This is a genomic window from Pseudomonas sp. 2848 (genome assembly GCF_003253945.1).
GTDB lineage: Bacteria > Pseudomonadota > Gammaproteobacteria > Pseudomonadales > Pseudomonadaceae > Aquipseudomonas.
This window is the reverse complement of record NZ_QKZD01000005.1, coordinates 205,264-231,252: the sequence shown is the minus strand read 5'-3', so window position 1 is coordinate 231,252 and position 25,989 is coordinate 205,264. Positions and strand designations below refer to the sequence as shown.

The window sequence follows — 25,989 nt, the reverse complement described above, 5'->3', positions numbered from 1 at the left end:
TTAGTCGCCCGGCGCCGAGGGCGCCGGGGCGGGGCAGGGCTTACAGCTCGCGGGCGACGCGGAAACCGATCCAGTCGCCGCGCAGGGTGGAGCTGCGCTCGTTGCGGTTGCCCGAGCGCGAGAAGATCGGCGCCTCGGTGTAGTCGTTGCCGCGGATCACCCGGCGATCCTCGCATTCGCTGCTGTTGGTCTGCGGGCTGCCGTCGGTGGGGGCGCTGGCATAGCTGTCGACGTAGCAGTCGCGGGTCCACTCGTAGACGTTGCCGTGGCCGTCATAGATGCCGAAGGCATTGGGCGGGAAGCTGCCGACCGGCGAGGTGAAGGAGAAACCGTCGGTAGGGCCGTAGGTGTTGGCGTGCTTGGAGATCTGGTACTTCTGCTCGTCGTTGTCATCGAGCGGGAAGGGGAACGGCCCGGTGCTGCCGCCGCGCACGGCGTACTCGCGCTGGGATTCGCTGAGCACCTTGTAGACCTTGCCGGTCTTCTTCGACAGCCAGCCGGCATAGGCCTCGGCTTCGTGGAAGTTCAGGCACACGGCGGGCTGGCGGTCGCCTTGCTGGTAGCGCGGCACGCCGGCGATGCACTCGCGGCCCGGACGGGTATCGCCGTTGGGGACCTTGTAGCCGGTGGCCTTGAGGTAGGCCTTCCACTCCCCGTTGGTGATCTGGTATTGGCTGACGGCAAAGGCTTTCTTGAACGTGACCTCGTGCAGCGGGCCTTCGTCGTCCTGGCGGCCCTTTTCGTCATCCGGGGTGCCCATCATGAAGCTGCCGGCGGGCAGCACCACCATTTCCGGGCAGGTCTTGGCGCAGTCGCGGAACACGCTGCCAGGTTTGTGCGCGGGCGCCGCGGCCAGGGCCGGCAGGCTGCAGGCGACCAGCAGGGCGGCCAGGGTGAGGCGGTTCAGGGGTGCGGTCATGGGAAAGCCTTGTTCAGGGTTGCTGGGCAGACAGCGGGAGTTCGTGCTGTTGGACGAACTGAACGAGGCGATGTTTAAGGGGGATTTGTATCCAGGTGTGGTAGGGCTGCGCCTGTAATCGCGCAGCCCGTACGCAATCAGCCCAACTCAAGCCAGATCGGCGCATGGTCCGAAGGCTTTTCCATCCCCCGCAGCTCATAGTCGACCCCGGCGGCCCTGACCCGCGGCAGCAGCCCATGGGAGGCCATGATCAGGTCGATGCGCAGGCCGCGCTTGGGCTCGTCCTCGAAACCGCGGCTGCGGTAGTCGAACCAGCTGAAGCGGTCGGCCACGTCCGGGTACAGGTGGCGGAAGCTGTCGACCAGGCCCCAGCCCTTGAGACGCTCCATCCACTCGCGCTCTTCGGGCAGGAAGCTGCACTTGCCGGTCTTAAGCCAGCGCTTGGCGTTGTCCGGGCCGATGCCGATATCGCAGTCCTGGGGCGAAATGTTCAGGTCGCCCATCACTACCACAGGCTGGTCATTCTTGAACTGCCCTTCGAGCAGGGCCTGCAGGTCGCTGTAGAAGCGCTGCTTGGCCGGGAACTTGGTGGGGTGGTCGCGGCTTTCACCTTGGGGGAAGTAGCCGTTCATGATGGTGATCGGCGTGCCGTCGGCATCGGCGAAGGTGCCCCAGATGAAGCGGCGCTGGGCGTCCTCCTCGTCACTGGCGAAGCCCTTGGACAGCGACAGCGGTTTTTCCCGCGAGAGCAGGGCGACGCCATAGTGGCCCTTCTGGCCGTGGTAGTGCACGTGGTAGCCGAGTGCCTCGACGTCGGCCAACGGGAACTGATCGTCGCTGACCTTGGTTTCCTGCAGGCCGATCACGTCCGGCTGGTGTTTGTCGATCAGCGCCGCCAGCTGGTGCGGGCGGGCGCGCAGGCCGTTGATGTTGAACGAGACGATCTTCATGGAAAGACGATCCTGGTAAAAGCCACGGATGCTAGCCGACATCGCCGGCCACGGCCAGCATGGCGCCGCGCTGCGGGCGCTGCTAACGTGCTGGAGGAGGTGAACCCAGCGCCGGAATCTGGTTCCAAGGCCCTGTACGCCCATTCCAGGAGGACTGCCCGCAATGCCCGACGACATCGCCGCCCCGGCCCGGATCTGCCTGCTCGACGCTGGCTACGCCCGCGAGGCGCGTTCACTGCTCTACCATGCCTACCGCCACGAACCGACCTTCGCCTGGCTGTTCGAGGCCCAGCGCCCCGGGTACGAGCGCCGTCTGCGGGTGATGGTGCGCGAGTGGGTGCGCCAGCACTTTTATCTGCAATTGCCGGCGATCGGCCTGTTGCTGGAGGATCGCCTGATCGGTCTGGCGCTGATCGTGCCGCCGCAACGCCGGCTCGGCGTGGCCGACAGTTGGGCCTGGCGCCTGCGCATGATCCTCGGCACCGGCCTGCGCTGCACCCGCCGCTACCTGGATTACCAGGCCGCGCTGGCCGGTTGCCTGCCGGGGGACAAGGTGCATGTGCTGCCGCTGTTGGGCGTGCATCCGCAGTTCCAGGGCCAGCACTACGGCGAGCAACTGCTGCAGGCCGTGCATGACTGGTGCGCCGAGGACGCCGGTACCGAGGGCGTGGTGCTGGACACCGGCAATGCGCACTACCTGGCGTTCTACCAGCGCCAGGGTTATGAAGAGATCGGCGAGATCGCCGTAGGGCCGATCCGCGAGCGGGTGTTCTTCCACCCCAACCCGCGCTCGTCGAGGGTCGCGAACCTGTGACAGGCGTTTTCTGAAAGCCCCTTGGCCGTTGCGCTCTGGTAGCATGCCGCGCATGACGTATTCAGGAAGACTTGGCTGGGGCCTGCTGTTGCTGGCCGCCAGCTCCATGGCATGGGCGCAGAGCGAATTGCTGGTGCGGGTCAAACCCGCCAACAAGGCGCTCAAGTCCAATATCGAAGGGTATATCGGCAGCCTGGGTGACCGCGACGAAGAGGCCTTGCTGCGCTTCAGCCGGGGCGCCGAGGAGCAGGCGCGCAAGGCGGCCCAGGCCCTGGGCTATTACCAGGCGCGGGTCGAGACCGAGGTCAAGGCGCCGGCCGAAAAAGACAAGCCACCGCAACTGATCATCCAGGTCGAGCCCGGCGAACCGATTCGCCTGCGCAACGTGACCGTGCGTATCGAAGGGCCGGCCAGCGAGCTCAGGGTGTTCCGCATTCCCGACAGCAAGGCGCTGCGCCCGGGCGAGCAGCTCAACCACGGCACCTACGAGGACGCCAAGCGGCTGATCCAGAACCAGGCCTCGCGCTACGGCTTCTTCGCCGGGCGCTTTGAGCGCCAGCGCCTGGCGGTCGATCCGCAGGCCGGTGTGGCCGATATCGAACTGGTCTACCAGAGTGGCCCGCGCTACCGCCTTGGCGCGGTGAGCTTCGCTGGCGATGCGCCGCTGGACAACGACCTGCTGCAGCGCATGGTGGGGTTCAAGCCCGGCACCCCGTACGACTCGGAACTGATCGCCGAACTCAACAACGACCTGCAGTCCAGCGGCTACTTCGACAGCGTGCGCGTGGACGCCGCGCCCACCGCCGCAGTGGGCGAGGACATTCCGGTGGACGTCCACCTCGACACCCGCAAGCCACGCACCCTCGGCCTGGGCCTGGGTTTCTCCACCGACGTCGGGCCGCGCGGCAAGGCCAACTGGACCCGCCACTGGGTCAACCCGCAAGGGCACAGCTACGGCTGGGAAACCGAGCTGTCGGCGCCACGGCAGAACGTCGGCTTGTGGTACGACGTTCCGCTGGACCCGCCGCTCACCGACAAGCTGCGCTTCGCCGGCGGCTACCAGAACGAGGAGATTTCCGGCACCGATACCTTGAGCAAGCTGCTCACCGTCGGCCCGGAGTGGCACAGCAAGCTGCCCAGCGGCTGGCAGCGGGTGATTTCGCTGAAGTACCAGCGCGAGGAGTATCGCCTGGGCGACGACTCGGGGCTGAGCAACCTGCTGATGCCGGGTGTCAGCTTCTCCTACCTGCGCAGCGACAACCGCATCGATCCGCACAATGGCTACCGCCTGCAGTTCGACCTGCAGGCGGCCAAGGAGGGCCTGGGTTCGGACACCAACCTGATCCACGGCAACGTGCTGCTCAAGGGCCTGACCACCCTGGGCCAGAACCATCGCTTCCTTGGCCGCGTGCAGTTCGGCGGCAGTGCCACCAATGGCTACCAGCAGAACATCCCGCCGTCACTGCGCTTCTTCGCCGGTGGCGACCAGAGCGTGCGCGGCTACGACTACCAGTCGCTGTCACCGAAGAACAACCAGGGCGACCGCATCGGTGGGCGCTACCTGGTGGCCGGCAGCGCCGAGTACCAGTACTCGATTGCCGAGAAATGGCGCCTGGCGACCTTCATCGACCAGGGCAATTCGTTCAACTCGCTGGAACTGCCCAGCCTCAAGACCGGCGTCGGCATCGGCGTGCGCTGGGTGTCGCCGGTGGGGCCGCTGCGCCTGGACCTGGCCCGCGCCCTGGATGACGACGGTGGTTTTCGTTTGCACTTCTCCATGGGGCCTGAGCTGTGACGCGTGTAGTCAAACCCATCCTGCTGGCACTGCTGGGCCTGCTGTTGCTGATCGTCCTGGCGCTGAGCCTGGTGCTGGGTACCCAGGGCGGCAGCCGCTGGGTGCTGGGCCTGGTGCCGGGGCTGCAAGTCAGCGATTTTTCCGGACGCCTCGGCGGCAGTTGGCAGGCCAGCCAACTGCGCTGGACGGCGGGCGAAGACCGTGTCGAGGTGCAGGCCCCGCAACTGGACTGGTCGCCAGCCTGCCTGCTGCGCGCCACCTTGTGCGTCGAGCGTCTGCAGGCCGAGCGTATCGACATGGCCTTCGCCCCGGGCGAGGACAAGCCCGATAGCGGCCCGCTGCAACTGCCGACGCTGAATCTGCCGTTGGCCATCGAGCTGGGCGAGGTCAAGCTGGGCCAGCTGCGCCTGGATGGCAGCGACCTGCTGGGCGACCTTAGCCTGGCCGCGCACTGGACTGCGAGCGGCCTGCGCGTGGACAGCCTGCAACTGCGCCGCGACGACCTGCGCCTGGACGTGCAGGGCGACCTTACGCCCCAAGGCGACTGGCCGCTGCAGTTGCAAGGTACGCTGCAACTGCCCGCGGTCGATGGCAAGCCTTGGCAACTGGCGTTGAGCGCCAAGGGCGAGTTGCAGAAGTCCCTTGCCGTCGACGCCACCAGCAGTGGCTATCTGGACGCACGGCTGAGCGGTGAGCTGCAGGCCCTGGCCGAGCACCTGCCGGCCCACCTGAGCATTCGCGCGGACAGCTTCAAACCCGCCGCCGAGCTGCCCGACACCCTGCAACTCGACCAGCTGCGGCTCGATGCCCAGGGTGACTTGCTCAAGGGGTATCAACTGTCCGGCTCGGCCACGCTGCCCGCCGAGCAAGGGCCGATCGGCCTGGTGCTGGCCGGCAAGGTCGATGCCAAGGGTGCCCGGCTCGATGCCTTGGACCTGAACGCCAGCGACCAGCAACGCCTCAAGCTGCAGGCCAACGCCGACTGGCAGCAAGGCCTGAGCGCCGATGCCAGCCTCGACTGGCTGGACTTCCCCTGGTTGCGCCTGTACCCGCTGGAGACGGCGCCCCAGGTCACGCTCAAGCGCTTCAACGCCCAGGTGCAGTACCGCGACGGCAGCTACAAAGGGGTGGTCAACGGCGATCTGGACGGCCCGGCCGGCGCCTTCAGCCTAGCCAGCCCGTTCGACGGCGACCTCGGTCAGGTACGCCTGTCGCAACTGTTGCTCAGCGCCGGGCAGGGCAAGGCCGCCGGCAGTGTCGCCCTGCGTTTTGCCGACACCCTGGCCTGGGATGTCGACCTGCAACTGTCGGCCCTGGATCCGGCCTACTGGCTGGCGGAGCTGCCCGGCACCCTGGCCGGCCCGCTGCGCAGCCAGGGCGAATTGAAGCACGAACAACTGAGGCTCAAGGCTCAGTTGGACCTCAAAGGGCGCCTGCGCGGCCAGCCGGCGCTGGTCAAGGTCGACGCCGAAGGCGCGGGCGAGCGTTGGACCCTGGGCAGCCTGGCGGTGCAGCTGGGCGACAACCGCATCAATGGCAGCGCCAGCGTGCAGCAACGCCTGGCCGGGCGTGTCGACCTCGACCTGCCGCGCCTGGGCCAGCTTTGGCCGCAGCTGCAAGGGCAGGCCAAGGGCCGTCTGGACCTGGCCGGCACCCTGGCCGCACCGCAAGGCACCCTGACCCTGCAGGGGCAACAGCTGGGCCAGGCCGACAACCGCGTGCAGCGACTGGACCTGGATGCCCGGCTGGACAATGCCCAGCGCGGACAACTGACGCTCAAGGCCGGCGGTATCCGGGTGGGTGATACCGCCCTGGGCAGCCTTGATGTGCAAGGCAAGGGCGATCTTCGCCAGCAGGCTGCCACCCTGGCCCTCGACGGCCCGCAACTCAAGCTCGACCTGGCGCTGGATGGCGCCCTGGCCAAGGGCGACTGGCGCGGTCGCCTGGCCAGCGGGCGCATCCAGGCCGGCGGCCAGGACTGGCAGTTGCAGGCCCCGGCGCGCCTGCAGCGCCTGGCCAGCGGCCAGCTCGATTTCGGCGCCCATTGCTGGCGTTCCGGCCAAGCCAGCCTGTGCGGCGAGGACCAGCGCCTGGCGCCGGAGCCGCGCCTGCGTTACCACCTCAAGCAGTTCCCGCTGGACAGCCTGGCGCAGTGGCTGCCCAAGGACTTCGCCTGGCAGGGCCTGCTCAACGCCGACATCAACCTCGACATCCCGGCCAGCGGCCCCAAGGGCAGCATCCGCGTCGATGCCGGCGGTGGCACCCTGCGGGTACGCGACAAGGACCGCTGGGTCGACTTCCCCTATCAGGTGCTGCGCCTGGACAGCACCCTGGCGCCACGCCGGGTCGACACCCGCCTGGACTTCCGGGGCGAGCGCCTGGGTGAGTTGAATGTGAACACCCGTCTTGATCCCTTGGGCCGTAACAAGCCGTTGTCCGGTGATTTCCGCCTGGCCGGGCTTGAGCTGTCGGTCATTCGGCCGTTCCTGCCGATGGTCGAGCGCCTGGCCGGCCAGCTCAACGGCAGCGGGCGCCTGTCTGGCAGCCTGATTGCGCCCCAGGTCAATGGTAGCCTGGCCTTGAGCGGTGGCGAGGTCAGCGGCGCGGAGTTGCCGGTGAACCTGGAGGACCTGTCGCTGCAGGCGCTGATCGCCGGTGAGCAGGTGCAATTGAACGGCAACTGGCACAGTGGTGCGGCAGGGCGTGGGCAACTGACCGGGCATATGACCTGGGGCCAGGCGCTGGGTATGGACCTGCGCCTGAAAGGCCAGCAGCTGCCGGTCAGCGTCGAGCCCTACGCGGCGCTGGAAGTGGCGCCCGACCTGAGCATTCGCCTGCTGGACGACAAACTGGCGGTGACCGGCAAGGTGCAGGTGCCTAAGGGCAAGATCACCGTGCGCGAGCTGCCGCCGTCGACGGTCAAGGTCTCGGACGACACGGTGATCGTCGGCCACCAGACCGAGCAGGGCAAGCCGCCGATGGCGGTGGCGATGGACATCGATGTCGATGTCGGCAGCGAAAAACTGTCGTTCAAGGGCTTCGGCCTGACCGCCAACCTGCTGGGCCACGTGCATATCGGCGACAACCTCGATACCCGGGGCGAACTGAGCTTGGCCGACGGACGCTATCGGCAGTATGGGCAGAGCCTGACCATTCGCCGCGCGCGGCTGCTGTTTGCCGGCCCCATCGACCAGCCGTACCTGGACATCGAGGCGGTCCGAAAGGTCGACGACGTGATCGCCGGCATCCGCCTGAGCGGCAGCGCCGAGCAGCCGACCACCAAGGTGTTCTCGGAGCCGGCGATGAGCCAGGAGCAGGCGTTGTCCTACCTGGTGCTGGGCCGGCCGCTGAACAGCTCCGGCGAGGACAGCAACATGCTTGCCGAGGCGGCGCTGGGGCTAGGCTTGATGGGCAGCGCCGGCCTGACCGGCGGCTTGGCTTCGAACCTGGGTATCGACGACTTCCAGCTCGACACCCAGGGCACGGGCAACAAGACCAGCGTGGTGGCCAGCGGCAACCTCACCGAGCGCCTGAGCCTGCGCTATGGCGTGGGCGTGTTCGAGCCGGCCAACACCATTGCCTTGCGCTACAAGCTCAGCAAGAAGGTCTACCTGGAAGCCGCGAGCGGCCTGGCCAGCTCGCTGGATATCTTCTACAAGCGCGATTTCTGATCCAGACCGCCGACGTATTGGGTACGCATCGCAATACCTTGCTCCGGCGCCTGGAGCGCGCCCAGGCCTGCTGCCATTTCATTCGCCGACCACCGTATCCAGATTGCCGCGGCGCTCGAGCTGGTGCTGTGGAGCACACCGCTCGAGGACGGCGAAAAGTAGTTCGAGGTCGCCGTGGCAGCGACTTGACCTTCGCACGGTCGATTGCAGCAGAGTTGCCCCGCGCCTTCTGAGATTGGCAGGCACGGCATTCCCCCTTTGACCAGGCGCTGGCTACGCCTGTCTACGGATGTTGCCGATCTGTCGCAGGCTCAATCCATACTTGTCGGCGAGCAGGCTGCGTGACAGCCCGCTGGCGCTCTCCCGCTGGATCTGCTGGTTGCGCAGCTGGCGCTGGAAGTGGTCGGACTTGGGGATCTCCAGGGCAAGGCCGGCGAAACGCTGGATCAGCGCATCAAGCGCCTCGGGCGGCAGCACATCGGCCAGTTTCGTGCGTTGGCGATGCTTGGGGATGTACTTGGGGCGTCCGCCAAAGGCATGGGTCAGCCGGTAGGCGTTGTCCAAACCGATGCATTCGATCAGTGCCTGCAGCGACTGAGGCAGTTGGGTGAGGTCGATGTTGCTCAGGTCTGGCATTTCCACGAAATGGTTCCTTCCGTCATTGGGTTTGGCCGGCGCCGAGGTCCCGGTGGGCTGCGGCGACGGTTGCCACGGGGAGGTCCGCGTGGCGTGGCCAGATTTTCGAACAGCGACGGAAAAAGTCGCTAGGGCCGAAGCGGACCGGGGCTTGTAGTCGTCCTTGTCTGTTGTTTGCGGGCAGCCGGACGCCTTGAAGTAGGAAATGCCTTCACCCTTGCGCTGCAGGCCCCAAACCATCTAGAGAAAGGGTTCCATGATGGCTTACTGGGTAGCTTACCTAGACATGCACCTACGGGCGCATCTCGACGCTACCGTGGGGCAGGGGCAGGAAAGGGGGGATTGCTGCGTGGGGAGCCGGCAGGAACTGCAGCGAGGGGCAAGCGGCCGAGGTATCATGGCGTCGGCTCCGCTGGAGCCTCATGTCCCCGATGTCGCAAGGAACCTCCGATGACACACGTGCAGCGCCTGAAATATTCGATCCTGATCATCCTGGTGGTCCTGGGGATCATGCTTGGCCTAAGTTACCTGCAGAAGCAGGGCACTATCAGCGAGCAGACATTCCAGTACGTCGCCATCGCCATTGCGGTGGTCGTGGTGGTGATCAACGGGATCCTGCGGCGCAAGGTGAAACCCTGAAGCAGGCGGGCCGGCATATCCTTGCCGGCCATGTGCTCAGCGCGAGGCGGGTTGCTCGAGCACGGCCCGGGCCTGAGGGTTCAGGCTGTAGCATTTGTCGCTACCCAGGTTGATCACGCCTTCGCTGCACAGGCGCTTGAGCACCTCGCGCACGCTCAGGAACGACAGCGGGATGTCCAACTGCTCGAGTTGCGCATGCACGCCACGCACACCAATGCTGCGGCCATTGCGGCCGGCGGTGTGCAGGGCGTCGATGACCTTCAGGCGGATCAGGCTGGTGCGCAGGCCGTAGGCGCGCAGCAGCTCGCGGATCTGTTCGTTGCCCACGCGTTCCTCCTGGGAGGCGGCAGCCTGGCTGGGTGCAGGCTGCGCCGCTAGCGCTTGTTGCGGGTTGTACATGTGAATGCTCCTTTTCGTGGACTGTCCCGAAATCATCGGTGCCTCACATCTAAAGACGTTTGAGCTCGACAAAACTGCAACCCCCGGTGAAAAAAATCTGACACGTTCTGTTGAGAACGTTGCAGCACTGCGTCGAACGTAAAATTTTCATCTGGCCATTCGTCTGTTCGGGATGACCCCGATAAGCACGAGGAGTGCCTGTGATCCCTCTTCCCCTGTTTCGCCTGGGCTTTGCCGCTGCCCTGGTCGCTTCCAGCCTGACCCTGCAGGCGCGTGAGGTCGATGGCGAGGCCTCCGCGCAGATCCGTCGCACCAGTTTCGGCGTGCCGCATATCCTGGCCAAGGACGAGCGTGGCCTGGGCTACGGCATCGGCTACGCCTATGCCCAGGACAACCTGTGCCTGCTGGCTGGCGAAGTACTGACCGTCAATGGCGAGCGCTCCCGCTATTTCGGTGCCGACGGCAAGACGGTCGAGCAGCGTGACAATCTCTCCAGCGACCTGTTCTTTACCTGGCTCAACGAGCCTGCGGCGGTAGACAGTTTCCTCAAGGCGCAGCCGGTGGCGGTGCGCGACCTGCTTGACGGTTATGCCAACGGCTACAACCGTGCCCTGGGTGAACGGCGGGCCGAGGGGCTGCCGGCCGAGTGCGGGGCAGGGGAGTGGCTACGACCGATCACCAGTCGCGATCTGGTCAAGCTGACCCGGCGCTTGCTGGCCGAGGGCGGTGTGGGGCAATTCGTCGAGGCCGTGGTCGCCGCGACGCCACCCAAGCTGGCGGCGCAGCGCCCGGCGGTCGACTACAGCGTGGCCCTGGCGCGACAGGCGCAGTTCGCCGCCGAGCGTGGCAGCAATGCCGTGGCCGTGGGCGCTGAGCGTTCGGCCAATGGCCGCGGGCTGCTGCTGGCCAACCCGCACTTCCCGTGGATTGGCGGGATGCGCTTTTACCAGATGCAGTTGACCATCCCCGGCCAACTGGATGTGATGGGAGCGGCGTTGCCGGGCCTGCCGGTGGTCAATATCGGGTTCAACCGGCACCTGGCCTGGACCCACACGGTCGACACCTCCAAGCACTTCACCCTCTACCGCCTGCAACTGGACCCCAAGGATGCCACCCGCTACCTGTATGACGGCCAGTCGCTGCCGCTGGAGCGCAAGCTGCTAACGATCACGGTGAAGGGTAAGGACGGTACGCTTAGCCAGGTCGAACGCACGATTCACCTGTCGAAGTTTGGCCCTGTGGTGCAATGGCCCGGCCGTCTGGATTGGGACAATCACGCCGCCTACAGCCTGCGCGACGCCAACCTCGACAACACCCGGGTATTGCAGCAGTGGTACCGGATCAACCGTGCCGACAGCCTGCAGGCGCTGAAGGCGTCGGTGGGCGAGCTGCAGGGCATCCCCTGGGTCAACACCTTGGCAGTGGACGCTGCTGGCCAGGCCTTGTACCTCAATCAGTCGGTGGTGCCCTATGTCGACCAGGGGATGCTGGAGCAGTGCAGCAACCCGGGCGCGTCGGGCCCGCTGGTGGTGCTTGACGGTTCGCGCAGCGCCTGCCAATGGAAGGTGGATGCGCAGGCTGCACAGCCAGGCATTTTTCCAGCGAGCCTGTTGCCGAGCCTGGAGCGGCGCGACTATGTGCAGCACGCCAACGATTCAGCGTGGATGGCCAACCCGGCCCAGCCGTTGACCGGCTACTCACCGCTGGTCAGCCGTGCCGACCAGCCCTTGGGCATGCGCAGCCGCTTCGCCCTGCAGCGCCTGCAAGGTAACGCCAAGCTGGGTGTCGCCGAGCTGCAGCGCATGGTGTTCGATGACGAGGTGTACCAGGCAAGCTTGCTGATGCCGGACTTGTTGCAATGGTGCAAGGGCGTGGAGGCGGACATTCAGTCGGTGTGCGCCAGCCTGCAGGCGTGGACCGGCAAGGCCGACCAGGGCAGCGGTATCGGCCTGGTTCATTTCATCAATATCGCCGGCGCGTTGACCGAGCATCCGCAAAGCTGGCGCGTGCCGTTCGACCCGGCCGACCCGTTGCACACGCCTCGTGGCCTGGCGGTGGAGCAGGCCGCGGTGCGCAGGCTGCTGCACGAGGCGGCGCTGGGCTCGCTTGCGCAGGTGAGCGAGGCCGGTATCGCCGCCGACCAAAGTTGGGGGCAGATTCAGCAGGCCGCCGATGGCACGCCGGTGCCCGGCGGGCCGCAGGCGTTGGGCGTCTACAACGCGATGGTCAGTGTGCCGGTGGGGCCGGGCAAGCGCCTGGTGGTCAGTGGTTCGAGCTATCTGCAGGTGGTCAGCTTCACCGAGCAGGGGCCGCAGGCCCAAGGGTTGCTGGCGTTCTCGCTGTCGAGCGAGCGGGCGTCGGTGCATGCCGCCGACCAGACCCGAGCCTTTGCGGCCAAGCAACTGGCGCCGATACCGTTCACAGAAGCGCAGATCAAGGCTGATCCGCAGTATCGGCAGTATGTGATCAGCGAGCGGGACAAGGGACAGGTGGTCAGCGCCCAATAGCACCGTAGATGGCAGCGCGGGGCAAGCCCGCTCCTACGAGAGTTGTAGGAGCGGGCTTGTCCCGCGCTGTTTCAGGAGAAGTCGAACGGGGCCAGCTGGAAACCCTGTTCGTCCACCTGCAACGCCCAGCCCCGACGATCCCAGTCCCCCAGCACGATACGCCGCGCCGGCTGGCCGTCGACCACCAGCTTGTGCAATGCCGGCCGGTGGGTGTGGCCGTGGACCAGGGTGCGCACGCCATGGGCGGCCATCACCTTGGGCACTTCCTCGGGGGTGACATCGACGATCTCGGTGCTCTTCATGCGCACCTGCGTGCTGCTTTCGCTACGCAGCTTGCGCGCCAGCTTGTGCCGCGTGCCCAGCGGCAGGTGCCGCAGGATCCACAGGGTCAGCGGGTTGCGCAGGTAACGGCGCAGCTTCATGTAGGCCACGTCGCGGGTGCACAGGGTGTCGCCGTGCATCAGCAGCACCGCCTCGCCACCTAGCTCGACCACGCTGGGGTCGGCCAGCAGGGTGCAGCCGGCGGCGTCGCAGAACGCCTGGCCGATGAGAAAATCGCGGTTGCCGTGCATCAGGTAGATCGCCGTGCCGCTGTCGCTCAGCCGGCGCAGGGCCTGGCAGATCGACTGCTGGAAGGGCGTCATCGCATCGTCGCCGATCCAGGCCTCGAAGAAGTCGCCGAGGATGTACAGCGCCTTGGCGTGGCGGGCGCGGCCGTCGAGCAGATCAAGAAACGCCCGGGTGATGTCCGGGCGTTCTTCTTGCAGGTGCAGATCGGAGATCAGCAGTATCACTCAATGATCTCGGCTTTCTCGATGATCACGTCTTCTTTCGGCACGTCCTGGTGGCCAGACTTGGAACCGGTGGCGACCTTTTCGATGGCGTCGACAACCTCGGTGCCTTCGGTCACTTTACCGAACACGGCGTAGCCCCAGCCTTGGACATTCTTACCGCTGTGGTTGAGGAAGTCGTTGTTCGAGGCGTTGATGAAGAACTGCGCGGAGGCCGAGTGCGGCTCCATGGTACGGGCCATGGCGATGGTGTACTTGTCGTTCTTCAGGCCGTTGTCGGCCTCGTTCTGGATGCTGGCACGCTTGTCACGTTTTTCGTTCATGCCTGGCTCGAAACCGCCGCCCTGGATCATGAAGCCCTTGATCACACGGTGGAACACGACGTTGCTGTAGTGCCCGGCCTTCACATATTCGAGGAAGTTGGCCACGGTGATCGGGGCTTTTTCGTCATTCAGTTCAATGACGATATCGCCGTGGTTGGTGCTCAGTTTGACTTTGGACATGCTGAAATTCGCTCTTTCAAGGCATTCGGGAAATAGGGTGCGCGCTGCGCTCGGACAACCTGACGCAGGATCAGGCAGCCGCGGCACACGCCACTGGGGCGCCATTGTGCCGGATTGTAGACCGCTGCGGCGACAAAACGCGCCACTTTGTAGGTGCTCCGGCTGTCAGCAGCTTGACTGCTTCGGCTATGATAGGCCCTTTGATTCAATCGGCCTACCCGGCCGGCTACCTGCATTCAAGGACACTATGAGCAAGCCCACTGCCGACAACGCGCCAAACGCCGCTGCCAAAGGCGCCCCCGCCGTCCCTGTGAACTTCCTGCGGCCGATCGTCCAGGCTGACCTGGACGCGGGCAAGCACCAGAGCATCGTCACCCGTTTCCCGCCGGAGCCCAACGGCTACCTGCACATCGGCCACGCCAAGTCGATCTGCGTCAACTTCGGCCTGGCCAAGGAATTCGGCGGCGTCTGCCACCTGCGTTTCGACGACACCAACCCGGCCAAGGAAGACCAGGAGTACATCGACTCCATCCAGCGTGACGTCAAGTGGCTGGGCTTCGAATGGGCAGGCCCGGTGCGCTATGCATCCGACTACTTTGACCAGTTGCACGCCTGGGCCGTGGAGCTGATCAAGTCGGGCAACGCCTACGTCTGCGACCTGACCCCCGAGCAGGCCAAGGAATACCGCGGCAGCCTGACCGAGCCAGGCAAGAACAGCCCGTTCCGCGAGCGCAGCGTCGAGGACAACCTGGACCTGTTCGCCCGCATGAAGGCCGGCGAGTTCAAGGACGGCGAGCGCGTGCTGCGTGCCAAGATCGACATGGCCTCGCCGAACATGAACCTGCGCGACCCGATCCTGTACCGCATCCGCCATGCCCACCACCACCAGACCGGTGACAAGTGGTGCATCTACCCCAACTACGACTTCACCCACGGCCAGTCGGACGCCATCGAAGGCATCACCCACTCGATCTGCACCCTGGAGTTCGAAAGCCACCGTCCGCTGTACGACTGGTTCCTCGACAAGCTGCCGGTGCCGGCGCACCCGCGCCAGTACGAGTTCAGCCGCCTGAACCTGAACTACACCATCACCTCCAAGCGCAAGCTCAAGCAACTGGTGGACGAAGGCCACGTCGAGGCCTGGGACGATCCGCGCATGTCGACCCTGTCGGGCTACCGCCGCCGCGGCTACACCCCGGCCTCGATCCGCAACTTCTGCGAGATGATCGGCACCAACCGTTCCGACGGCGTGGTCGACATGGCAATGCTCGAGTTCAGCATCCGTGACGACCTCGACCGCACCGCGCCGCGCGCCATGTGCGTGCTGCGCCCGCTGAAGGTGGTCATCACCAACTACCCCGAGGGCCAGGTCGAGCAGCTCGAACTGCCGCGCCATCCGAAGGAAGACATGGGCGTGCGCGTGCTGCCGTTCGCCCGCGAGCTGTACATCGACCGCGACGACTTCATGGAAGAGCCGCCCAAGGGCTACAAGCGCCTGGAGCCGGCCGGTGAAGTGCGCCTGCGCGGCAGCTACGTGATCCGCGCCGACGAGGCGATCAAGGACGCCGAAGGCAACATCGTCGAGCTGCGCTGCTCGTACGACCCGGACACCCTGGGCAAGAACCCCGAAGGCCGCAAGGTCAAGGGCGTGATCCACTGGGTGCCGGCTGAAGGCAGCATCGAGTGCGAAGTGCGTCTGTACGACCGTCTGTTCCGCTCGGCCAACCCAGAGAAGACCGAAGACGGCGGCACGTTCCTCGACAACATCAATCCCGATTCGCTGCAGGTGCTCAGCGGTTGTCGCGCGGAACCTTCCCTGGGCCAGGCCCAGCCAGAAGACCGCTTCCAGTTCGAGCGCGAAGGCTACTTCTGCGCCGACCTGAAAGACTCCCAGCCGGGTCGCCCGGTGTTCAACCGCACCGTGACCCTGCGCGATTCGTGGGGCAGCTGAGGAACCTTCGTGCTTACCATCTACAACACGCTGAGCAAGACCAAGGAAGTTTTCAAGCCGCTGGACGGCAACAAGGTGCGCATGTACGTGTGCGGCATGACCGTGTACGACTATTGCCACCTGGGCCACGGCCGCAGCATGGTGGCCTTCGACCTGGTCACCCGCTGGCTGCGCAAGAGCGGCTATGAGCTGACCTATGTGCGCAACATCACCGACATCGACGACAAGATCATCAACCGGGCCAACGAGAACGGCGAGTCGTTCGACGCGCTGACCGCCCGAATGATCGACGCGATGCACGAGGACGAGCGCCGCCTGAGCATCCTCAAGCCGGACCTGGAGCCGCGTGCCACCGACCATATCCCCGGCATGCACGCGATGATCCAGACCCTGATCGACAAGGGTTACGCCTACGCGCCGGGCAATGGCGACGTTTACTACCGGGTCGGCAAGTTCGTCGGCTACGGCAAACTGTCACGCAAGAAGATCGAAGACCTGCGCATTGGCGCGCGCATCGAAGTCGACGAGGCCAAGCAGGACCCGCTGGACTTCGTGCTGTGGAAGGGCGTCAAGCCCGGCGAGCCGTACTGGGATTCACCGTGGGGCCCGGGCCGTCCGGGCTGGCACATCGAATGCTCGGTGATGTCCACCTGCTGCCTGGGCGAGAGCTTCGACATCCACGGTGGCGGCAGCGACCTGGAGTTCCCGCACCACGAGAACGAGATCGCCCAGAGCGAGGCGGCCACCGGCAAGCAATACGCCAACGCCTGGATGCACTGCGGCATGATCCGCATCAATGGCGAGAAGATGTCCAAGTCGTTGAACAACTTCTTCACCATCCGCGATGTGCTCGACAAGTACCACCCGGAAGTGGTGCGTTACCTGCTAGTGGCCAGCCACTACCGCAGCGCGATCAACTACTCCGAGGACAGCCTGCGCGACGCCAAGGGCGCGCTCGAGCGTTTCTACCATGCGCTGCGTGGCCTGCCGCGCGTGGCTGCCCAGGGTGGCGAGGCGTTCGTCGAGCGTTTCACCGTGGCGATGAACGACGACTTCGGCACGCCTGAGGCCTGCGCGGTGCTGTTCGACCTGGTGCGCGAGATCAACCGCCTGCGTGACAGCGACCCCGAGGCCGCCGCCGGCCTGGCCGGTCGTCTGCGCGAGCTGGGGGATGTGCTGGGTGTATTGCAACTGGAAGCCGATGACTTCCTGCGCGCCGGTGCAGAGGGCAAGGTCGATGCCGCCGAAGTGGAGGCGCTGATCCAGGCGCGTCTGCAGGCGCGCACCGACAAGAACTGGGCCGAATCCGACCGCATCCGCGACCAACTGGCCGCCATGGGCGTGGTGCTGGAAGACAGCAAGGGCACCACCACCTGGCGCCTGGCGGACTGATACTGCAACCGGGGCCGCTGTGCGGCCCAATCGCGGGGCAAACCCGTTCCCACGTCGACGCACCTGCAATTGGGTGTCAACGTGGGAGCGGGCTCGCCCCGCGATGCTTTTCAGGCTGCTACTTTGCCGGCCCCGCCAACGGGCAATGCAGCACCAGTTTTGCCCCACCCAGTGCACTGCTGGCCACCTCCAGCCCGAACCCATGCAGGTCGACGATCGCCGCGACGATCGACAGCCCCAGCCCGAACCCCGCGTGGCGATGGCCTTCCTCGCTGCGGTAGAAGCGCTTCAACACCGCCTCGCGCTCATCCGCCGGGATCCCCGGCCCACTGTCCTCGACTGCAATATGCACGCCGGCCTCGTCCTCGCTGGCGACGATACGCACCTGTCCGCCTTCGGGGGTGAACTTGATGGCATTGCCCACCAGGTTGGCCAGTGCCTCGAACAGCAACTCCCGGTCGCCATGCAGCGCCGCCAGCTGCGCAGGCTGCTCCAGGTGCAGGCGAATGCCGCCATCTTCGGCCAGCGGCAGGTAGAAGTCATGCAGCTCCACCAGCAACGCCTGCGGGTCGAGCCGGACAAAGCCGGCGCGGCGCTGTCGGTCTTCCAGTTCGCTGATGCGCAGCAGGCCGCGAAAGCGTGCCATCAGCGTGTCGGTCTCGCCGATCGCCTGGTCCAGCGCCTCGCCTTCGGCGGAGTCGCTGCCGCTTTGCTGGCGGATGCGGTAGAGCTGGGCACGCAGGCGTGTCAGCGGAGTGCGCAGGTCGTGGGCGATGTTGTCACAGACGCCCTTGACCTCGTGCATCAGCCGCTCGATGCGGTCGAGCATGGCGTTGACGATGGCGGCAAGCATGTCCAATTCGTCGCGCCGGGCCGACAGGGGCAGGCGGTGGGTGAGGTCGCCGGAGACGATCAGCTCGGCCTGGGCTTGGATCGCGCGGATGCGCTTGAGCGGCCGGCGCCGCAGCAGGTACCAGCCGGCAAAGCCAGGGATCAAGGTCAGCGAGATACCCCAGAGCAGGGCATCGAGGATGATTCTTGTCACCACGAACAGCGAGCCGTTGTCGCGCACCAGCACCAGCCAGCGACCGTCCTGCACCTTGATCGCCACGGCATCGCAGCTGTCGCGGGGCAGGTGGGGGTCGTCGGCGTCCAGGCATCGCTTGAGCTCATGGACCTTGCCGTCAAGGCCCAGCTCCGGGGGTATTGCACGGATGCGCCCGCCGATCGGGTTGAGCTGGGCGTCGAACAGGCCGTAGGCGTCGAAGCTGCGTTCCTCGAAGGCCTGGCTTGCCACCAGCGCGTCGTCCAGCTGCTTGCCGCTCATGTGGGCGAACAGGTGCTGGCGTTGCAGCATCGAGTGGCGGGTGAGCTTGTTCAGGTAGCTGCTGACCTCGAAGTACAGCACCCCCATGAGGATGCTGCTCCAGGCCACGAACAGGAAACTGTACAGCGCCAGCAGACGGCTGGTGGAGGAGCTCCAGCCCTTAGACGGGTTCGGCAATGGCATAGCCGGAGCCCCGCACGGTGCGAATCAGCGGGTTCTGGCCGGGCGAGTCGATCTTCTTGCGCAGGCGGCCGATGTGCACGTCGATCAGGTTGGTGCCAGGGTCGAAGTGATAGCCCCAGACCTCCTCGAAGATCATCATCCGGGTGATCACCTGGCCGGAGTGGCGCATCAGGTACTCGAGCAGCTTGTATTCGGTGGGCAGCAGGTTCAGCGCATGTTCGCCGCGGCGGGCTTCGTGGCTGATCAGGTCCAGCTCAAGGTCGGCGACCTGCAGGCGGGTCTGGGTCATCGGCACGCTGTTGCGGCGCAGCAGCACCTCGACCCGGGCGGCCATCTCGTCGGAGGCGAACGGCTTGGTCAGGTAGTCGTCACCGCCGGCGCGCAGGCCGCGCACACGCTCGTCGACGTCCGACAGCGCGCTGATCATCAGGATCGGCGTGGCGATCTTCAGGTTGCGCAGGGTGGTGACGATGGTCAGGCCGTCGACCTCGGGCAGCATGCGGTCCAGGGTGATCAGGTCGTAGCCGCCGGCGATGGCCTTGGCCAGGCCTTCACGGCCATTGTCGGCCCAGTCGACTTCCAGACCGTGGCTGGACAGTTCGGCGACGATTTCCTGGGCGGTGACAGCGTCGTCTTCGATGGTCAGTACGCGTGGCATGCTGGTTCCTGGGCGGCGAGTGGAGACCTGATTGTGCCAAAGAATAGACAACCGGCGATTTAAGAAAAATTCATCTACGCAATACTGCCGTGGCTGACCGGGCGATGGCGCAGCAGTAAAGGAAAAGGGGCGTGCCATTGCTGGCACGCCCCTTTCTCATGACGGCACAGGCTTAAACGACCTTGACGATCCAGCCCGCTGGCGCCTCGACGTCACCGCTCTGGATACCGGTCAGCTCGGCGTACAGCTTCTGCGTCACAGGGCCGACTTCGGTTTCGCTGTGGAATACGTGCAGCTTGCCGTTGTACTGGATGCCGCCGATCGGCGTGATCACTGCGGCGGTACCGCAGGCACCGGCTTCGACAAAGCGGTCGAGCTTGTCGATTTCCACGTCGCCCTCGATGACCTTCAGGCCCAGGCGCGATTCGGCCAGTTCCATCAGCGACAGGCGGGTGATGCCCGGCAGCACCGAGACCGACTTCGGCGTGACGAATTCGTTGTTGGCGGTGATGCCGAAGAAGTTGGCCGAACCGACTTCCTCGATTTTCTTGTGGGTCAGCGGGTCGAGGTAGATACAGTCGGCGAAGCCGGCTTTCTTGGCTTCATAGCCTGGCTGCAGGCTGGCCGCATAGTTGCCGCCGACCTTGGCCGCGCCGGTGCCTTGCGGGGCGGCACGGTCGAAGTCGGAGATGAGGAATTTGTGCGGGGTCATGCCGCCCTTGAAGTACGAACCGACTGGGATGGCGAAGACCGAGAAGATGAACTCGGGGGCGGTGCGCACGCCGATGTTGTCACCGGTGCCGATCACGAACGGACGCAGGTACAGGGCGCCCTTGCCGTGCGGTGGAACGAATTTTTCGTTGGCCTTGACCACCTGCTTGCAGGCTTCGATGAACTGTTCGGTCGATACCCGTGGCATCAGCAGGCGGTCGCAGCTGCGCTGCATGCGCGCGGCGTTCTGGTCCGGGCGGAACAGGTTGATCGAGCCATCCTTGCAGCGGTAGGCCTTCAGGCCTTCGAAGCACTGCTGGCCATAGTGCAGGGCGGTGGAGCCTTCACTGATGTGCAGCACATTGTCTTCGGTCAGGGTGCCCTTGTCCCACTCGCCGTTACGCCATACGGACAGGTAACGTTTGTCAGTCTTGATGTAGTCGAAACCCAGCTTGTCCCAGTTAATGCTTTCGTTACTCATGACACCCTCATTGCTCTTGCCCGAACACGGCGGGCTGCTTTTATATGCGCACCCCGCCACCTTAATACATCCGGCGCGGATCGGGAACGGCCAGTCACACAATCCGCCGGGCGTGTTCCTTCGGGTCAGTCGCTGTCGCGATGACGATTACGATGAACGAACAGGCCTGAGCCTGTGCAGAGCAGAAATGTCACCCACATAAACGACTCCACGCCCAGGTACAGGCCCTGAGGAAGGAACCGCCAAACCAGCACGCCTGCGACAAACAGAGACAGCCCGGCCCATTTGCGTACCGTTGCAGCGCGAAGGTTGTGGTGGAGCACGGCTGCTGCAAGGGTGAGCAGCGCCGCGGCGATGAAGGTATTCATGGGCGGGCCTGGATAATCAGCGATTGGCTTGACCGTTGCGGTCCGATGCCTCCGCTGACAGTCGCCTCTATGTACACCATCCTATCGCCCATGTGATAAGTCGGTAACCTGCTGCTAACCAGTGGGCCGATGCTTACCCCCAGCGCGGCGCCGGTTATTGGCGCGACCAAGCCGACGGGTACCCCAATAGCTGTGCTGATTAGCGCACCGACGTGCCCGCGTTGGTCATTTAGTGCATCGGCTTGTTCTCTGGTGAGCGCTTTTGAGATCGATACCCGAATCTGGCAGGGACGGCCCTTCGCCTGCATACGGTCATAGACCTGAATCAAGGTCTCCGTCACTCGGTAGCTGGCCTGCCGAGCGCTCGTGAAATCAAGCATCGCAAGTCGTGCGCGGTCTGCTGGGTGAATAGTCAGTTCATGAACATCAAGCACGATGCTGCGGTTGGCGATGACTTGATAGGTTTTCTCGAATTGCACTGTGACTTCCCTTTCGTTGCTGGGGCGTGTTTCCCAGGGCCTGACAGTGAAAGGTTTTTGCAGTTGAACGAAGCTCCGTGCTTCCGAATTGGTTGTGGGATTCTTCTGTAATTTTACCCGTGCGAGGGCTGGCCTCAGCGCAAGCGCCGGTTCCAGTCCCCGCCATGATCGCGCCAGCAGGCTTCTTCGCTGTCGAAACGCACATGCCAGGCCACATGGTCCAGCGCGATCCCCGCGTCGCTCAGCGCCTGGCCAGTCAGCGCGATCATCCGTGCCTTGTCCGTGCCGGCCAGCGCGCGAGCCTTGTCGGTGTCGTCGGTGAACACCCAGGTGATGCGCAGGCTGGCGGGGAAGTCGTTGAGGTCCACCTGGTGGGTGAGCCAGGCGAAACCGACGATCTCGCCCTGAGCAGTGGCGCAGGCTTCGGTCAGGCAGGCGACCATCTCCCGCTCCAGGCGCGCCAGGGCACGCTTGCCGCTGGCCATCAGACGTTGTCGATCTGCTGGCAGAAGCGCAGGCGGTTGCCGAACGGGTCGGCAACCTGCATTTCCAGGCCCCAGTCGACCGCCTCGGCCTGCGGGCGGGCGTAGCCGTAGCGCTTGGCCAGCAGTTCGCGCTCCAGCGCCTTGAGGTCCTCGACCCGGGCAAACACCGCCGAGCCGGGCGTGGCGTCGCCGTGGTGCTCGGACAGGTGCAGGATCAACCCGTCGCGGTGGATCTGCATGTACAGCGGCAGGTCCGGGGCGAAGCGGTGTTCCCAATCGAGCTGGAAACCCAGGAAATCAAGGTAGAACTCCCTGGCCTTGTCGACCGAGAAGATCCGCAGAATCGGAATGGCGGGGGCGAATTGCATGGGGGCATCCTTGGCTCGAAAAAGGGCAGGGTGGTCACTTTAGCCTACTTCGCCACGCCGGCAGGCACTTGAATTGCGCGTCCGGGCGCAGCCGCTCTGGCCCGCAGCCTTGCGGCATGACTGACGGTTCGAAAGTTTCATCATCGTTCATCTGCGCAGTTGGCCCGCTCCCTGCTATATCCCTCCAGCGAATATTGATCGAGTGGTCAGCCCGGCGCGCCTGCAAGCGCCCCGAGCAGGGCCCTCATCCGGCCGTCAGGCCATGGATTTCAGGGGTTTTAGGATGTCGTTGGCGCAGCAGATCGATCCACCGCAGGCAGACCCGGGCTGGAGCGCCCACCTGCAGTTGCGCTTCGTCCAGCGCGATGACGTGACCCGCCTTGGTGCGCGGCGTCATGTCGGACCTCTTTTGGTGCAGCGGCCGTTCTATCCGGAGGGTGCGCCATGCCATGTCTATGTGCTGCACCCGCCAGGGGGCATCGTCGCCGGCGACCGCCTCGAACTTGATGTCCACCTCGAGCCCGGCAGCCATGCCTTGCTGACCATGCCCGGCGCGAGCAAGTTCTACCGCAGCATCGGCCCTACCGCGCGGCTCGCCCAGCGCTTTCACCTCGCCGCCGGCAGCACTCTGGAATGGCTGCCGCAGGACAGTATATTTTTCAATGGCGCCCGCGCCTGCCTCGACAACTGTTTCAGCCTTGAGCCCGGTGCGCGCCTGCTGGCCTGGGAGACGCTGTGCCTGGGTCGCCCGGTGATGAACGAGCGCTTCGAAGAGGGCGCGCTGGACAGCCGCCTGCGCATCGAACTGCCCGGCGACCCCGGCCTGCACGAGCGCCTGCGCATCGAGGGCGGGCTGCTGGACAAGGTGGCCGGGCACCCGTTGCTCGCCACCTTCTGCGCAGTGCCCGCCGACTCAGCGATGCTGGAGCGGGTGCGTCAAGTTCTCGACGAACTCGACACCCCAGCCGGCGCGACGCTGCTCGGCTCACTGCTGGTGATCCGCCTGCTCGACCACGACAACCAACACCTGCAACGCAACCTGCAGCGCCTCTGGCACCTGCTGCGCCCGGCCGTGCTTGGCCTGGCGCCGTGCCCGCCGCGCATCTGGGCCACCTGAGAGAGCCGCCATGGAGCTGACCCCGCGAGAGAAAGACAAACTGCTGCTGTTCACCGCCGCCTTGCTGGCCGAGCGGCGCTTGGCCCGTGGCCTGAAACTGAACTATCCGGAGGCGGTGGCGCTGATCAGCGCCGCGGTGCTTGAAGGCGCCCGCGATGGCCGCTCGGTGGCCGAACTGATGAGCCTGGGCCGCGAGGTGCTGGTGCGCGAGCAGGTGATGGCCGGCGTGCCGGAAATGCTGCACGACGTCCAGGTCGAAGCGACCTTTCCCGACGGGACCAAGCTGGTGACCGTGCATGAACCCATCGTTTGAGGAGGCCGGCATGATTCCCGGAGAAGTCCAGGTCGCCGCAGGCGACATCGAGCTCAATGTCGGCCGCCAAAGCGTCAGCGTCAGCGTGGCCAACCATGGCGACCGCCCGGTGCAGGTGGGGTCGCACTACCACTTCTACGAAGTCAACGACGCCCTGGTGTTCGAGCGCGAGCCGACCCGGGGCTTTCGCCTGGACATTCCGGCCGGCACCGCGGTGCGCTTCGAGCCGGGGCAGGCGCGCACCGTGCAACTGGTGGCCTACGCCGGCAAGCGCGAGGTGTACGGCTTTCAGGGCAAGGTGATGGGCGTGCTGGAGGGCAGGGCATGAGCCGGATTTCCCGCCAGGCCTACGCCGACATGTTCGGGCCTACCGTCGGTGACCGCGTGCGCCTGGCCGACACCGCATTGTGGGTGGAGGTGGAGAAGGACTTCACGATCTACGGCGAGGAGGTCAAGTTCGGCGGCGGCAAGGTGATCCGCGACGGCATGGGCCAGGGCCAGATGCTCGCGGCCGAGGCCATGGACCTGGTGCTGACCAATGCGCTGATCATCGACCACTGGGGCATCGTCAAGGCTGATATCGGCGTCAAGCATGGCCGTATCGCCGCCATCGGCAAGGCCGGCAATCCTGATGTTCAGCCCGGCGTCACGGTACCGGTAGGGCCGGGCACCGAGGTGATCGCCGCCGAAGGCAAGATCGTCACCGCCGGCGGCATCGACTCGCATATCCACTTCATCTGCCCGCAGCAGGTGGAGGAGGCGCTGACCAGCGGCGTGACCACTTTCATCGGCGGCGGCACCGGGCCGGCCACCGGCACCAACGCCACCACCTGCACCCCGGGGCCCTGGTACCTGGCGCGCATGCTCCAGGCCGCCGACTGCCTGCCGATCAACATCGGCCTGCTGGGCAAGGGTAATGCCTCGCGGCCCGAAGCCCTGCGCGAGCAGATCGCCGCTGGCGCCGTGGGCCTCAAACTGCACGAGGATTGGGGCTCGACGCCTGCCGCCATCGACTGTTGCCTGGGCGTGGCCGAGGAAATGGACATCCAGGTGGCGATCCATACCGACACCCTCAACGAGTCGGGCTGCATCGAGGACACCCTGGCCGCCATCGGCGATCGCACCATCCATACCTTCCACACCGAAGGGGCGGGCGGCGGCCACGCGCCGGACATCATCCGCGCAGCGGGCCAGGCCAACGTGCTGCCGTCCTCGACCAACCCGACACTGCCCTACACCGTGAACACGGTGGACGAGCATCTGGACATGCTCATGGTCTGCCACCACCTGGACCCGAGCATCGCCGAGGACGTCGCCTTCGCCGAATCGCGCATCCGCCGCGAGACCATCGCCGCCGAGGACATCCTCCACGACTTGGGCGCCTTCGCCATGACCTCGTCCGACTCCCAGGCCATGGGTCGGGTCGGCGAGGTGGTGCTGCGCACCTGGCAGGTGGCGCACCAGATGAAGCTGCGCCGCGGCCCGTTGGCCCCGGACAGCAGCTACAGCGACAACTTCCGGGTCAAGCGCTACATCGCCAAGTACACCCTCAACCCGGCGCTGACCCACGGTATCGCCCACGAGGTCGGCTCGGTGGAGGTGGGCAAGCTGGCCGACCTGGTGCTGTGGGCGCCGGCGTTCTTCGCGGTCAAGCCAGCGCTGGTGCTCAAGGGCGGGATGATTGCCACAGCGCCGATGGGCGATATCAACGGCTCGATCCCGACCCCGCAACCGGTGCACTACCGGCCGATGTTCGGCGCCCTGGGTGCGGCGCGGCATGCCACGCGCATGACCTTCCTGCCCCAGGCCGCACTGGACCGTGGCCTGCCCGAGCAACTGAAGCTGCAGAGCCTGATCGGTGTGGCCCATGGTTGCCGGCGGGTACGCAAGGCCGACATGGTCCACAACACCCTGCAACCGCTGATCGAAGTCGACGCGCAGACCTACCAGGTTCGCGCCGATGGCGAGCTGCTGGTGTGCGAGCCGGCGCACGAGTTGCCGCTGGCGCAGCGCTATTTCCTGTTCTGAAGGAGCGAACATGATTGTCCTCACCCGTCGGATCACTGAGTCCGAAGCCATCACCGGCACCGTCACCCTGGATGTCGATAGCCGCATCAAGAGCCGCCTGCGCGTCACCCTGGACGATGGTCGCGAGGCTGGGCTGGTGCTCGAGCGCGGCCATCTGCTGCGAGGCGGCGAACTGCTGGCCGATGTTGAAGGCCAGCAGGTCATTCGCGTGCTCGCTGCGCCCGAGACGGTCTCGACCGTGCGCTGCGCCGATCCGCACCTGCTGGCCCGCGCCGCCTACCACCTGGGCAACCGCCACGTACCGCTGCAGATCGAGCTGGGTCTGTTGCGCTTCCAGCACGACCATGTACTCGACGACATGCTGCGTGGCCTGGGGCTGGAGGTGGTGACCGAACAGGCACCGTTCGAGCCCGAGGCCGGCGCCTACCAGAGCGCACCTCACAGCCATTCCCACGGCCATGACCACCCGTTCGTGCGCCTGCCAGCCCATTCCTGACCTCATCC

25 protein-coding genes are annotated in these 25,989 nt (G+C 65.5%); 12 read left to right on the top strand and 13 right to left on the bottom strand.

From position 1 onward, the window contains the following. Nucleotides 1–40: 40 nt before the first annotated feature. Both DFS21_RS12230 and xthA read right to left on the bottom strand, forming a co-directional pair. Nucleotides 41–919: a formylglycine-generating enzyme family protein gene (locus DFS21_RS12230; protein ID WP_110699399.1), complete on the bottom strand. Its 879-nt coding sequence runs from the start codon at nt 917–919 to the stop codon at nt 41–43. 137 nt (nt 920–1,056) lie between these two features. Beyond that, nucleotides 1,057–1,869 carry an exodeoxyribonuclease III gene (xthA, locus tag DFS21_RS12225; protein ID WP_102682351.1) on the bottom strand — a complete coding sequence of 271 codons (813 nt, stop codon included), beginning with the start codon at nt 1,867–1,869 and terminating at the stop codon, nt 1,057–1,059. 163 nt (nt 1,870–2,032) lie between these two features. On the opposite strand from xthA, the gene DFS21_RS12220 reads away from it, so the two are divergent. The 3 genes from DFS21_RS12220 to DFS21_RS12210 are packed head-to-tail and all read left to right on the top strand — an operon-like array spanning nt 2,033 to nt 8,149. Beyond that, on the top strand, nt 2,033–2,683 hold the full coding sequence (locus tag DFS21_RS12220; RefSeq protein ID WP_102682350.1) for an N-acetyltransferase: 651 nt from the start codon (nt 2,033–2,035) through the stop codon (nt 2,681–2,683). A gap of 52 nt (nt 2,684–2,735) precedes the next feature. After that, nucleotides 2,736–4,478 carry an autotransporter assembly complex family protein gene (locus tag DFS21_RS12215; protein ID WP_111532382.1) on the top strand — a complete coding sequence of 581 codons (1,743 nt, stop codon included), beginning with the start codon at nt 2,736–2,738 and terminating at the stop codon, nt 4,476–4,478. Further along, nucleotides 4,475–8,149, top strand: coding sequence for a translocation/assembly module TamB domain-containing protein (locus DFS21_RS12210; RefSeq protein WP_111532381.1), 3,675 nt, complete (start codon nt 4,475–4,477; stop codon nt 8,147–8,149). Before DFS21_RS12215 ends, DFS21_RS12210 begins: the two co-directional genes overlap by 4 nt. Nucleotides 8,150–8,422: 273 nt before the next feature. On the opposite strand, the gene DFS21_RS12200 is transcribed toward DFS21_RS12210, so the two are convergent. Further along, nucleotides 8,423–8,791, bottom strand: a complete 369-nt coding sequence (locus tag DFS21_RS12200) for a Mor transcription activator family protein (protein WP_102682324.1) — start codon at nt 8,789–8,791, stop codon at nt 8,423–8,425. A 444-nt stretch (nt 8,792–9,235) separates the two neighbouring features. Here DFS21_RS12200 and DFS21_RS12190 point away from each other — a divergent pair, with 444 nt between their 5' ends. Next, nucleotides 9,236–9,424, top strand: a complete 189-nt coding sequence (locus DFS21_RS12190; protein ID WP_023632313.1) for a hypothetical protein — start codon at nt 9,236–9,238, stop codon at nt 9,422–9,424. Between the two features lie 36 nt (nt 9,425–9,460). On the opposite strand, the gene DFS21_RS12185 is transcribed toward DFS21_RS12190, so the two are convergent. Then, on the bottom strand, nt 9,461–9,823 hold the full coding sequence (locus DFS21_RS12185) for a fe2+ zn2+ uptake regulation protein (protein ID WP_110699391.1): 363 nt from the start codon (nt 9,821–9,823) through the stop codon (nt 9,461–9,463). A gap of 200 nt (nt 9,824–10,023) precedes the next feature. On the opposite strand from DFS21_RS12185, the gene DFS21_RS12180 reads away from it, so the two are divergent. After that, nucleotides 10,024–12,330, top strand: coding sequence for an acylase (locus tag DFS21_RS12180; RefSeq protein ID WP_371926822.1), 2,307 nt, complete (start codon nt 10,024–10,026; stop codon nt 12,328–12,330). Between the two features lie 71 nt (nt 12,331–12,401). On the opposite strand, the gene DFS21_RS12175 is transcribed toward DFS21_RS12180, so the two are convergent. Further along, a complete protein-coding gene (locus tag DFS21_RS12175) occupies nt 12,402–13,124 on the bottom strand; it encodes a UDP-2,3-diacylglucosamine diphosphatase (RefSeq protein ID WP_110699389.1) in 723 nt (240 codons plus the stop codon). Then, complete coding sequence (locus DFS21_RS12170; RefSeq protein ID WP_110699387.1) at nt 13,121–13,624, bottom strand: peptidylprolyl isomerase; 504 nt, start codon at nt 13,622–13,624, stop codon at nt 13,121–13,123. The genes DFS21_RS12175 and DFS21_RS12170 overlap by 4 nt, the downstream gene beginning before the upstream one ends. Before the next feature lie 247 nt (nt 13,625–13,871). On the opposite strand from DFS21_RS12170, the gene DFS21_RS12165 reads away from it, so the two are divergent. Both DFS21_RS12165 and cysS read left to right on the top strand, forming a co-directional pair. Beyond that, a complete protein-coding gene (locus DFS21_RS12165; protein ID WP_023630094.1) occupies nt 13,872–15,575 on the top strand; it encodes a glutamine--tRNA ligase/YqeY domain fusion protein in 1,704 nt (567 codons plus the stop codon). Nucleotides 15,576–15,584: 9 nt separating this feature from the next. Next, a complete protein-coding gene (gene cysS, locus DFS21_RS12160) occupies nt 15,585–16,967 on the top strand; it encodes a cysteine--tRNA ligase (protein ID WP_110699385.1) in 1,383 nt (460 codons plus the stop codon). 118 nt (nt 16,968–17,085) lie between these two features. On the opposite strand, the gene DFS21_RS12155 is transcribed toward cysS, so the two are convergent. The 7 genes from DFS21_RS12155 to DFS21_RS12125 form a co-directional block, all read right to left on the bottom strand. Further along, entirely contained in the window at nt 17,086–18,477 is a 1,392-nt protein-coding gene (locus DFS21_RS12155) for a HAMP domain-containing sensor histidine kinase (RefSeq protein ID WP_111532380.1), read from the bottom strand. Next, complete coding sequence (locus DFS21_RS12150) at nt 18,455–19,135, bottom strand: response regulator transcription factor (RefSeq protein ID WP_110699381.1); 681 nt, start codon at nt 19,133–19,135, stop codon at nt 18,455–18,457. The genes DFS21_RS12155 and DFS21_RS12150 overlap by 23 nt, the downstream gene beginning before the upstream one ends. 172 nt (nt 19,136–19,307) lie before the next feature. Then, a complete protein-coding gene (locus tag DFS21_RS12145) occupies nt 19,308–20,327 on the bottom strand; it encodes a branched-chain amino acid aminotransferase (RefSeq protein ID WP_038706002.1) in 1,020 nt (339 codons plus the stop codon). 125 nt (nt 20,328–20,452) lie between these two features. Continuing rightward, nucleotides 20,453–20,695 (bottom strand): hypothetical protein, encoded by a 243-nt coding sequence (locus DFS21_RS12140; protein WP_110699379.1) that lies wholly within the window; start codon nt 20,693–20,695, stop codon nt 20,453–20,455. Further along, nucleotides 20,692–21,174, bottom strand: coding sequence for a hypothetical protein (locus DFS21_RS12135; RefSeq protein WP_110699377.1), 483 nt, complete (start codon nt 21,172–21,174; stop codon nt 20,692–20,694). Before DFS21_RS12135 ends, DFS21_RS12140 begins: the two co-directional genes overlap by 4 nt. Before the next feature lie 134 nt (nt 21,175–21,308). Then, nucleotides 21,309–21,662 (bottom strand): hypothetical protein, encoded by a 354-nt coding sequence (locus tag DFS21_RS12130; RefSeq protein WP_110699731.1) that lies wholly within the window; start codon nt 21,660–21,662, stop codon nt 21,309–21,311. Continuing rightward, on the bottom strand, nt 21,659–22,027 hold the full coding sequence (locus DFS21_RS12125) for a glyoxalase superfamily protein (RefSeq protein ID WP_046855821.1): 369 nt from the start codon (nt 22,025–22,027) through the stop codon (nt 21,659–21,661). The genes DFS21_RS12130 and DFS21_RS12125 overlap by 4 nt, the downstream gene beginning before the upstream one ends. 283 nt (nt 22,028–22,310) lie before the next feature. Here DFS21_RS12125 and DFS21_RS12120 point away from each other — a divergent pair, with 283 nt between their 5' ends. Genes DFS21_RS12120 through ureE form a run of 5 tightly spaced genes read left to right on the top strand, consistent with a single transcriptional unit; the run spans nt 22,311 to nt 25,981 of the window. Beyond that, nucleotides 22,311–23,144 (top strand): urease accessory protein UreD, encoded by an 834-nt coding sequence (locus DFS21_RS12120; RefSeq protein WP_111532379.1) that lies wholly within the window; start codon nt 22,311–22,313, stop codon nt 23,142–23,144. 10 nt (nt 23,145–23,154) lie between these two features. After that, the gene (locus tag DFS21_RS12115; protein ID WP_111532378.1) at nt 23,155–23,457 is read left to right on the top strand and encodes an urease subunit gamma; all 303 of its coding nucleotides are present in this window, start codon (nt 23,155–23,157) and stop codon (nt 23,455–23,457) included. Between the two features lie 10 nt (nt 23,458–23,467). Further along, on the top strand, nt 23,468–23,785 hold the full coding sequence (locus DFS21_RS12110) for an urease subunit beta (protein WP_110699374.1): 318 nt from the start codon (nt 23,468–23,470) through the stop codon (nt 23,783–23,785). Further along, nucleotides 23,782–25,485 carry an urease subunit alpha gene (gene ureC / locus DFS21_RS12105; protein ID WP_102682313.1) on the top strand — a complete coding sequence of 568 codons (1,704 nt, stop codon included), beginning with the start codon at nt 23,782–23,784 and terminating at the stop codon, nt 25,483–25,485. The genes DFS21_RS12110 and ureC overlap by 4 nt, the downstream gene beginning before the upstream one ends. Nucleotides 25,486–25,495: 10 nt before the next feature. Beyond that, nucleotides 25,496–25,981 (top strand): urease accessory protein UreE, encoded by a 486-nt coding sequence (gene ureE, locus DFS21_RS12100; protein WP_111532377.1) that lies wholly within the window; start codon nt 25,496–25,498, stop codon nt 25,979–25,981. Nucleotides 25,982–25,989: the final 8 nt, after the last annotated feature.